Annotated in this window: 10 protein-coding genes and 1 pseudogene; 1 reads left to right on the forward strand and 10 read right to left on the reverse strand. The window is 67.9% G+C overall.

Translation table 11 applies throughout. The features are described 5' to 3' along the window. Positions 1-129 precede the first annotated feature (129 nt). From B447_RS12335 to B447_RS12370, 9 genes are all read right to left on the reverse strand, one after another. On the reverse strand, positions 130-906 hold the full coding sequence (locus tag B447_RS12335; RefSeq protein WP_002940414.1) for a slipin family protein: 777 nt from the start codon (positions 904-906) through the stop codon (positions 130-132). Next, complete coding sequence (locus B447_RS12340; protein ID WP_002940415.1) at positions 903-2,447, reverse strand: NfeD family protein; 1,545 nt, start codon at positions 2,445-2,447, stop codon at positions 903-905. The genes B447_RS12335 and B447_RS12340 overlap by 4 nt, the downstream gene beginning before the upstream one ends. 172 nt (positions 2,448-2,619) lie before the next feature. Next, complete coding sequence (locus B447_RS12345; RefSeq protein ID WP_002940416.1) at positions 2,620-3,027, reverse strand: RNA-binding S4 domain-containing protein; 408 nt, start codon at positions 3,025-3,027, stop codon at positions 2,620-2,622. Between the two features lie 82 nt (positions 3,028-3,109). After that, on the reverse strand, positions 3,110-4,390 hold the full coding sequence (gene cysN / locus B447_RS12350; RefSeq protein ID WP_002925703.1) for a sulfate adenylyltransferase subunit CysN: 1,281 nt from the start codon (positions 4,388-4,390) through the stop codon (positions 3,110-3,112). A gap of 38 nt (positions 4,391-4,428) precedes the next feature. Continuing rightward, entirely contained in the window at positions 4,429-5,343 is a 915-nt protein-coding gene (cysD, locus tag B447_RS12355) for a sulfate adenylyltransferase subunit CysD (protein ID WP_002925704.1), read from the reverse strand. Between the two features lie 7 nt (positions 5,344-5,350). Further along, positions 5,351-5,503, reverse strand: a complete 153-nt coding sequence (locus tag B447_RS22735; RefSeq protein ID WP_002925707.1) for a hypothetical protein — start codon at positions 5,501-5,503, stop codon at positions 5,351-5,353. Between the two features lie 4 nt (positions 5,504-5,507). Continuing rightward, positions 5,508-6,278: a phosphoadenylyl-sulfate reductase gene (locus B447_RS12360; protein WP_002940418.1), complete on the reverse strand. Its 771-nt coding sequence runs from the start codon at positions 6,276-6,278 to the stop codon at positions 5,508-5,510. After that, positions 6,278-6,829, reverse strand: coding sequence for a DUF934 domain-containing protein (locus B447_RS12365; RefSeq protein ID WP_002940420.1), 552 nt, complete (start codon positions 6,827-6,829; stop codon positions 6,278-6,280). Before B447_RS12365 ends, B447_RS12360 begins: the two co-directional genes overlap by 1 nt. Further along, complete coding sequence (locus B447_RS12370) at positions 6,822-8,510, reverse strand: nitrite/sulfite reductase (RefSeq protein ID WP_002940423.1); 1,689 nt, start codon at positions 8,508-8,510, stop codon at positions 6,822-6,824. Before B447_RS12370 ends, B447_RS12365 begins: the two co-directional genes overlap by 8 nt. 127 nt (positions 8,511-8,637) lie before the next feature. Between B447_RS12370 and cysB the strand changes: the two genes are divergently transcribed. Further along, complete coding sequence (cysB, locus tag B447_RS12375) at positions 8,638-9,579, forward strand: HTH-type transcriptional regulator CysB (protein ID WP_002940427.1); 942 nt, start codon at positions 8,638-8,640, stop codon at positions 9,577-9,579. A gap of 20 nt (positions 9,580-9,599) precedes the next feature. Here cysB and B447_RS12380 read toward each other — a convergent pair. Beyond that, a pseudogene (locus tag B447_RS12380) lies at positions 9,600-9,882 on the reverse strand (asparaginase); the annotation flags it as partial.

Consider the following 9,882-nt stretch of genomic DNA (forward strand, 5'->3'; position numbering starts at 1 on the left):
CGCGGCTGGTGCCGCTCCTGCAGCATCCCCTGTGCGCCATGCCCCCGCTGTAGGAGCGGCGCCAGCCGCGAGCTTTTATCGCATGCCCGCCAAGCCTGATCACCTTTAGCCCCTCGTGGCTGAGCTTGCTCAGCCCTGGGGCGGTCTTGCTGTGCCTGGCGCACCCATCAGCTTGCCCAGCAGGTCCACCGGCACCGGAAACACCAGCGTCGAGCTCTTGTCGCCTGCCACCTGGGTCAGCGTCTGCAGGTAGCGCAGCTGCATTGCGGCGGGGTCGCGGGACAGCATCTGCGCGGCCTCGAGCAGCGTTTCCGCGGCCTGCTTTTCACCCTCGGCGTGGATCACCTTGGCGCGCCGCTCGCGCTCGGCCTCGGCCTGGCGGGCGATGGCGCGCACCATGGTCTCGTTGAGATCCACATGCTTGATCTCGACGTTGGCCACCTTGATGCCCCATGCATCGGTCTGGGCGTCCAGGATCTGCTGTACATCGGTGTTGAGCTTCTCGCGCTCCGACAGCATCTCGTCGAGCTCGTGCTTGCCGAGTACGGCGCGCAACGTGGTCTGGGCGAGCTGGCTGGTGGCGTTGAAGTAGTCCTCGACCTGGATGATGGCCTTCTGTGGGTCGACCACGCGGAAATACACCACCGCATTCACCTTGACCGAGACGTTGTCACGCGAGATGACGTCCTGCGAGGGTACGTCCATCGTCACCACGCGCAGATCCACCTTGACCATCTGCTGCAGGCCAGGAATCACGATCACCAGGCCCGGGCCCTTGACCCGCCAGAAGCGGCCGAGCATGAAAATGACACCACGCTCGTACTCGCGCAGCACCTTGAGCGCGGCAATGACGAGGAAGAGCAGCAGCAGGATCAGCGGGCCGAGCCCGAGTTGAAGGTCGATCATGGCGGGAGGCTCCCTGGTTGGGGTTGGAACGGATCGGATTGGGCGGAGGCGGGGGTGACGTCGAGGATGAGCCCGTCCATCGCCACGACGCGGACGTGGCTGCCGGAGGCCAGTGGCTGCGCGCAGCGTGCCCGCCACGTCTCGCCGTGCACATGGATCCACCAGCCGCCACCTTCGGCCGCGGCGCCGACGGTGCCCAGTGCGCCGAGCATTTCCTCGCTGCCACTCACCACCGGGCGGCGGTGGCTGCGTGCGGCAAAGGTACCAATGGCGATGATGATGGCTGCGCTCGCCAGTGCCATGCCGATCACGAGCGCGAGGGGCAGGCCGAAGCCGGGCACGTCCGCATCCATCAGGAACACGCCGCCGACCACGAAAGCGATGATGCCGCCGACGCCGAGGACGCCGAAGCTGGGCAGGAAAGCCTCGGCCAGCATCAAGGCCGCGCCCACCGCCAGCAGCAACACGCCGGCCCAGTTCACCGGCAGGAGCTGGAAGGCGTAGAGGGCGATCAGAAGCGAGATCGCGCCCGCCACGCCGGGTACGCCGAAGCCGGGTGAGGTGAATTCGAAGAACAGTCCGTACATGCCGATCATCATCAGGATCAGCGCCACCTGCGGGTTGGCGAGCGCAGCCAGCACCCGGTTGCGCCAGTCGGGCTCCAGGCGTTCGAGCGCGATGCTGGCGGTGGCCAACGTGCGTGTGCCGTCGAGAACGGCGACCTCGCGGCCGTCGAGCTGCTTGAGCAGTTCGGTGGTGTCGAAGGCGATGAGGTCGATCACACCCTGGGCGAGCGCTTCCTCCGCCGACAGGCTGGCCGCCTCGCGTACCGCGCGTTCGGCGAAATCCACATCACGCCCGCGTAGCTGTGCCAGGCTGCGGATGTAGGCGGTGGCGTCGGACATCGACTTGGCTGCCATGGCGTCGGCGGGCGTGGCGGCCTGCGGGCGTGCGGATGCCGCGGGCGGGGCTGGGGAGGGGGCGTCGGCGTCCTGGTCATCACCCGCCGTGCCCGCTTCCTTGCCGGAGGCTGGGGCCCGCTGCGCACGCTCCTCGGCTTCTGCTCCCGCCGCAGGCGAGTCCTCGCGCGGCGCGGTCCTGCCTGGTTGAGGGCCGCCCACGCCGATCGCCACCGGCGTGGCCGCCCCCAGGTTGGTGGCGGGCGCCATTGCCGCGATGTGGCTGGCGTAAAGGATGTAGGTGCCCGCGCTTGCTGCGCGTGCGCCCTCGGGGGCTACGAAGGTCGCCACCGGTACCGGTGAGGCGAGGATATCCTTGATGATCGTGCGCATCGAGCTATCGAGCCCGCCCGGCGTATCGAGCTCGATCACCACCAGCTGCGCGCCGGTCGCGGCCGCACGCGCCAGGCCCTTGTGGATGTAGTCCGCGCTCGCCGGGCCGATCGCACCATCGACACGCAGTACCAGCGCAGCGCCGCCCTGCTGGGCGGTCAGCGTGCCTGCCAGTGTCATTGCCAGGGCAAGGACGACCAGCATAAGTCCGAACAGCCTGCGCGCATGTCCGCGTGCACTTGCACCCATCCTCGTGTCCTCCGTCGTCCAGTGCCGCGCGCTTGTGCGGTGGGCCGTGTCAGTCCGAGTGTAGATGGTCTGAACAAGTTCGCTCGATCAACGTCCTTGCACGGAGCATTTGCAGCGGGTGGCGACGCCGGCCTCGTTCGTGGCCAGCCGGCAGGGAAGGCTGCCGCAGGCTTCAGCGCGCGCCGAAACGGTCCATGCGCCGGCGGTCGCGCTTGGTGGGGCGGCCATGCAGGCCGGCTCCGGGGGCCGCTGCGACCGTGCGCAGTTCGCGGGCGCGCTCGCGGGCGGCGACGCTCTCGGCCGTCTCTTCGTAGAGCGTCTGCGCAACGGTGGCCGAGCCGCGTTTGTCCGCGATCGCCCGCACGATGACCGTGCGGATGTCCTCGCCGATGGTGATGTCGAGCCGGTCGCCAGCCTTCACGTCACGCGCGGGCTTCACCGCGATGCCGTTGAGCTTGACCTTGCCGCCCTCGACTGCCTCGGTCGCACCGGTACGATGCTTGAAGAAGCGAGCGGCCCACAGCCACTTGTCGAGGCGGGTACGGGCAGTTTCGGCAGGGTTGGTGGTGGTCTGGGGCATGGGCGGACAAAAAGGAAACGGCGCTGCCGACATTATCGGCAGCGCCGCGAGTGTGCGCAAAGCGGGTCGGCCGGCAATCCGCTCAGCCGATCATCCCCGCGCCCACAGTGTTGTTGGTGCTTTCGTCGATGATGATGAAGGCGCCGGTTGCGCGGTTGTCGGCGTAGCGGTCGGCGACGATCGGCTGCGCGAGCTTGAGGCTGACGCGGGCGATGTCGTTCATGGCCAGGCCTGCGGTCTCCTCCTGCGCCAGGGTATTCACATCCAGCCGGTAGTCGATCCGGGCGACCTTGGCCTTCACCTCGCGCGTGGTGTGGCGCAGCAGGTAGGTGCGCGCGGGTGACAGCGGCGTCTCCGCCAGCCAGCACACGGTGGCGTCGATCTGCTTGACCGGCTCCGGCGCCTCCGCGGACTTGACGATGAGGTCGCCGCGCGAGATGTCGATCTCGTCCTCCAGCAGCAAGGTCACCGACTGCTCGTGGATCGCGCGCGGCAGGCGCTCGCCGCCGAGTTCGATCGCCTTCACCCGGCTGCTGGCGCCCGAGGGCAGTACCGTCACCGCATCGCCGACGGCGATCTCGCCCGACTCCACCCGGCCCATGAAGCCGCGGTAGTCGTGCAGCTCGGGGTTGGCGGAATCCTGCGGGCGGCACACGAACTGTACCGGGAAGCGGAAGTCCTCGGCCTGCTCGGTGTGGGCTGCGGGTGCGTTCTCGAGGACGTCGAGCAGGGTCGGGCCGTCGTACCAGGACAGGCGCTCGCCACGGTCGACGATCATGTCGCCCTCGAGTGCCGAGATCGGGATGAAGCGCAGGTCCTTGATGCCGAGCTTGGCGGCGAAGGCGAGGTATTCGGCCTTGATGCGCTCGAACACAGCCTGGTCGTAGTCGACCAGGTCCATCTTGTTGACCGCGACCACCAGGTGGGGGATGCCGACCAGGCTGGCGAGGTAGGAGTGGCGGCGGGTCTGGGTGAGCACGCCCTTGCGCGCGTCGATGAGGATGATGGCCAGGTTGGCGGTGGAGGCCGCGGTGACCATGTTGCGGGTGTACTGCTCGTGGCCGGGGGCGTCGGCGATGATGTACTTGCGCCGGCCGGTCGAGAAGTAGCGATAGGCGACGTCGATGGTGATGCCTTGCTCGCGCTCGGCCTGCAGGCCGTCGGTGAGCAGGGACAGGTCGACCGCGCTCATGCCACGCTTGGCCGAGGTCTTCTCGATGGCGTTCAGCGTGTCGGCGAGGATGGTCTTGGTGTCGAACAGCAGACGACCGATCAGGGTGCTCTTGCCGTCGTCGACGCTGCCGCAGGTGAGGAAGCGCAGCAGGCCGTTGTCGATCTCGGGCAGGTGTTCAAGGGCGGACATGGTCATGATTCCTTCAATGCTCTGTGTTCGGGCGCGGGTCAGAAGTAGCCTTCTTTCTTGCGCTGCTCCATCGACGCTTCCGAGGTCTGGTCGTCCATCCGCGTCGCGCCGCGCTCGGTGATCGTCGTCGTTGCCGTCTCGGCGAGGATCTTCTCGACCGTGTCGGCGTCGGACTCCACCGGCGCCGTGCAGGTGATGTCGCCGACGGTGCGGAAGCGCACCAGCACGTCCTCGACCACGTCGCCGTCCCTGGCCGGCGTCAGCTCGGTTACCGGCTGCAGCAGGCCGTTCTTGCGCACCACCGGGCGGGTGTGGGCGAAGTAGATCGACGGCAGCTCGAGCTGCTCGCGCTGGATGTACTGCCACACGTCGAGCTCGGTCCAGTTGCTGATCGGAAACGCCCTGATGTTCTCGCCCTTGTGCGAACGTGCGTTGTAGAGGTTCCACAGCTCGGGGCGCTGGTTCTTCGGGTCCCACTGACCGAACTCGTCGCGGAAGCTCATGATGCGCTCCTTGGCGCGCGCCTTCTCCTCGTCGCGGCGGGCGCCGCCGATGCAGGCGTCGAAGCCGAATTCCTCGATCGCCTCGAGCAGCGTCACCGACTGGTGCTTGTTGCGCGACTCGCCCGGGTGCTTGAGCACCACGGTGCCGCGCGCCATCGAGTCTTCCACCGAGCGCACGATCAGGCGTTCGCCCAGCTCGGCGGCGCGCTTGTCGCGGAAGTCGGTCACTTCCTTGTAGTTGTGGCCGGTGTCGATGTGCATCAGCGGGAAGGGGAAGCGGCCGGGGCGGAACGCCTTCTCGGCCAGGCGCAGCAGGCAGATGGAGTCCTTGCCGCCGGAGAACAGCAGCACCGGGTTGGCGCACTGGCCTGCGACCTCGCGCAGGATGTGGATGGCTTCGGCCTCGAGCCAGTCGAGGTGGGACAGCGTCTGTTTGGTGAGCGTCGACATGATTTGGTTACCGTTGCGGATGCTTGATCGGGTGCGAGCGCAAGGCGCGCAGGGCGGCCTTGAGGCCGGCGCGCAGGGCGCCGAGGCGGTGTTGCAGGCTGCGGCGACCGGCGCCGACGACCGGCGCGTGCGGGGCCTGGGCGGGGTGCTTGCCGTTCATCGCTTCAGCCCTTCTTGACGTGGAGGCCGCACTCCTTGGAGGCGGGGTCTTCCCACCACCAGCGCCCGGCGCGCACGTCCTCGCCCACGGCGACGGCGCGCGTGCAGGGCGCACAGCCGATGCTGGGGTAGAACTGGTCGTGCAGCGCGTTGTAGGGCACCTCGTGAAGGCGAATGTAGGCCCAGACTTCCGTCTCGCTCCAGTCCGACAGCGGGTTGAGCTTGTCCAGGCCGTTGGCGCTGTCGAGCTCGCGCACCGGCAGGCCCGTGCGGGTCACCGACTGGGCGGCGCGCAGGCCGGTGATCCAGGCCTTCTTGCCGGCGAGCGCGCGGCGCAGCGGTTCCATCTTGCGCACGCCGCAGCAGGCCTTGCGCAGCTCGACCGAGTCGTAGAAGGCGTTGATGCCCTGGCTGCGCACGAAGGTCTCGACTGCGCTCGCGTCCGGGAAGTAGATCTTGAGCCTGGTGTCGTAGCGCTGCTCGACCTCGCCGATCAGGGTGTAGGTCTCGGCGGGCAGGCGGCCGGTGTCGAGCGAGAAGATCTCGATCGGCAGCGCGTTCGCCAGGATCAGGTCAGTCAGCACCATGTCCTCGGCGCCGAAGCTGTTGGCGAAGGCGAGCTCGCCGCCGGCACCGAACTCGGCCACCGCCTCGCGCAGAAAGGCCTGTGCTGCTGCGGCCTTGGCGCCTACGGTGGCACGCAGCGCGTCGGTGAGCTCGGGGCGGGTCGCCGGGTTGGCGGCGGCCGGGCGCAACAGGGACACGCTGGCGTTCATCAGGCGGCTTCCTTGTGCAAAGGGGTGCGCGGCTGGCGGCGGAACAGCGGTTCCGGGCGATCGACCGCGCCCTGGTAGGGCTCGGAGAAGTCGCGCAGGCTGGCGAGCGCTGCCTCGAGCTGGGCGGCGCTGTACTTGCCTTCGCGCGGCTGCAGCACCGAGAAGCCGCAGCGCAGCAGGAAGAAGAACTGGTCGCGCAGCACGTCGCCGATCGCGCGCAATTCGCCGCCATAGCCATGGCGGGTGCGCAGCAGCGTGGCGATGGAGTAGCCGCGCCCGTCGGCAAACTTGGGGAAGTCGACCGCAATCAGCGCCAGTGCGGACAGGTCGCCGGCGAGGACAGCCGGATCCTCGTCGCCGGCCAGCCATACGCCGAGCACGCCGGCTTCGGCCTGGGCGTGCAGTGCGTCGCGGCGCGCCAGCCACACCGCCAGCGGCACGATCACACGACCGGCGGGCAGGGCGACGGCAGCGGGGTCATCGCCCTCGGCCAGGCGCAGTACCGTCCATTCGTCGGCCTGGACGCGGCCATTCTTGATGATCTCAGACATGAGCGCTTTCTCCGGCTTGCTGGCGTGCGCTGCGTTCGGCATACACACGGGTCTTGAAGGATTCCACCCCGATGCGGCGCACGGTGTCGATGAAGCGCTCGTCATCCTGGCGGTTGTCGATGTAGTTGTTGATCAGCGAGCTGATCACGTCGGGCATCTCGGCGGCGGCAAAGGAGGGGCCGATCACCTTGCCGAGCGCGGCCTGGTTGCCCTGTTCGCCGCCGACGGTCACCTGATAGAACTCGGCGCCGTTCTTGTCCACGCCGAGGATGCCGATGTGGCCGACGTGATGGTGGCCACAGGCGTTCATGCAGCCCGAAATGTTGATCTCCAGTTCGCCGATGTCGAACAGATGGTCGAGGTCGTCGAATCGGTCCTGGATGGCGTTGGCGATCGGGATCGACTTGGCGTTGGCGAGCGCACAGAAGTCACCCCCCGGGCAGGCGATGATGTCGGTGAGCAGGCCGATGTTGGGCGTTGCCAGGCCGATCGCGCGGGCGTCCTGCCACAGTTGATGCAGGTCGGCCTCGCGCACGCTGGCGAGCACGATGTTCTGCTCGTGGGTGCTGCGCACCTCGCCGAAGGCGTAGCGGTCGGCGAGATCGGCAACGGCGTCGAACTGCTCGGCCGTGAGGTCGCCCGGTGCCACGCCATAGGGCTTGAGCGACAGCACCACGCTGGCGTAGCCCGCCACACGGTGTCCGCGCACGCTGCGCCGCGCCCAGGCGGCGAAGGCCTTGTCCGCGACGAGCTGTGCGCGGTAGCCGGCGTCCGCCTCCAGCGCGCTCAGCACCGGGTCGTTGAAGCGGCTGGCGACACGGTCGATCTCGGCCTGGGTCAGCGTCGACGGGCCGTCCTTGAGGTGGGCGAACTCTTCCTCGACCTGGCGTGCGAACTCGGTCACGCCGAGCGCCTTCACCAGAATCTTGATGCGTGCCTTGTAGGCGTTGTCGCGCCGGCCGTGCAGGTTGTAGACGCGCAGGACGGCCTCGCAGTAGTTGAGGATCTGCTGCCAGGGCACGAAGGCGGCGACTTCCTCGCCGATGATCGGCGTGCGTCCCAGGCCGCCCCCCACCAGCACGCGGAAGCCCAGCTCGCCGGCAGCGTTGCGTACGATGTCCAGCCCGATGTCGTGCACCTGGATCACGGCGCGGTCCTCACGTGCGCCGTTGACCGCGATCTTGAACTTGCGCGGCAGGAAGGCGAATTCGGGGTGGAAGGTGCTCCACTGGCGAAGGATCTCGCACCACGGCCGCGGGTCGACGTGTTCGTCGGGGGCGACACCGGCGAAGGGGTCGGAGGTGACGTTGCGGATGCAGTTGCCCGAGGTCTGGATGGCGTGCATCTGCACTTTTGCCAGCAGGTCGAGGATCTCGGGCACGTCTTCCAGGCGCGGCCAGTTGAACTGGATGTTCTGGCGCGTGGTGATGTGGCCGTAGCCGCGGTCGTAGGTGCGGGCGATATGGCCCAGGGTGCGCAGCTGCGTCGAGTTCAGGTTGCCATAGGGGACGGCGATGCGCAGCATCGGCGCGTGGCGCTGGATGTAGAGACCGTTCTGCAGGCGCAGGGGGCGGAACTCGTCCTCGCTGAGCTCCCCGGCCAGGTAGCGGCGGGTCTGGTCGGCGAACTGGGCGACGCGCTCATCGACGATGCGCTGGTCGTATTCGTCGTACTGGTACATGGCTGGACTCTCGATATGGGGGTGCGGAGGGGCGTGTTCGTTGTGCGCTGCATCGTATCTTTGTCGTTTAGTTTCAAAAAGACATTTTGAGTTAGTATTCAAGAAGATTTGGTTATATAGGTGCGCGATGAACATCCAGCAGCTGCGCTATATCCAGGAAGTTGCCCGGCGCGGGCTCAACGTGTCCGATGCGGCCGACGCCTTGTTCACCTCGCAGCCCGGCGTGTCCAAGCAGATCCGCCTGCTCGAGTCCGAGCTGGGTATCGAGATCTTCGTGCGCCACGGCAAGCGCCTGGTCGATATCACCGAGCCGGGGCGGGCGGTGCTCGCCATTGCCGAGCGCGTGCTGCACGACCTCGGCAACCTTCAGCAGGTGGGCGAGGAGTTCGCCAACGAGGCCAGCGGCAGCCTGTCGATCGCCACCACCCACACGCAGGCGCGCTACGTGCTGCCCCGGGTGGTGCGCGACTTCATGCAGCGCTATCCGCAGGTCAGGCTGTCGCTGCACCAGGGCAATCCGCGCCAGGTGTGCGAGATGGTGCTCGACGGCACGGCCGACATCGCCATCGCCACCGAGGCCATCGCCGACTACGACGACCTCGTCATGCTGCCCTGCTACCAGTGGAACCGCTGCGTGGTGGCGACGCCGCGCCACCCGATCCTGCGCGAGTCGCCGCTCACCCTCGAGGCCATCGCGCGCTATCCGATCATCACCTATGACGACGCCTTCACCGGCCGCAGCCACATCAACAAGGCCTTCCTCGGGCGTGGGCTGAAGCCCAATGTGGTGCTCACGGCGATCGACTCGGATGTGATCAAGAAGTATGTCGAGCTCGACCTGGGTGTCGGCATCCTGGCGCGCATGGCCTATGACCCCGAAGAGGATCGCAAGCTCGGCATGGCGGACGCCTCGCATCTGTTCGAGTCGAGCACCACCCGCATTGGCCTGCGCAGGCGTGCGTGGCTGCGAGCTTACGTCTATGCCTTCATCGAAGGCTTCGCGCCGCACCTGACCCGACGCATGGTCGAGACTGCCGTGGCTGGCGGCGGGACCGATCCGGGGTTATGAACTGCGGCGCTGGCGCCGCATCAGCCGCGTTCGAACCAGCGCCGCAGGCGGGCGCCGCGCAGTCCTGCCGCCAGCCCCGCGATGAGGCGGACGCGCGCCTTGAGCGGATCGAGCCCGCCTGCGTTCAGCCAGTTGCCGGGCGTGCCGGCGCGCTGCGCGCTGACGCCGCCGCCACAGCGGCTGGCCAGCACCACGGGCACTGCGCTGGGCAGTGCATCGAGGGCCGGTCTCCAGCTCTCGGGCAGGCTCGCATTGCCGGGCAGGCCCAGCACCAGACCGGCGCCGCCGGTGAGCAGGCTGGGG

The sequence above is a fragment of the Thauera sp. 27 genome, from assembly GCF_000310125.2.
GTDB lineage: Bacteria > Pseudomonadota > Gammaproteobacteria > Burkholderiales > Rhodocyclaceae > Thauera > Thauera mechernichensis.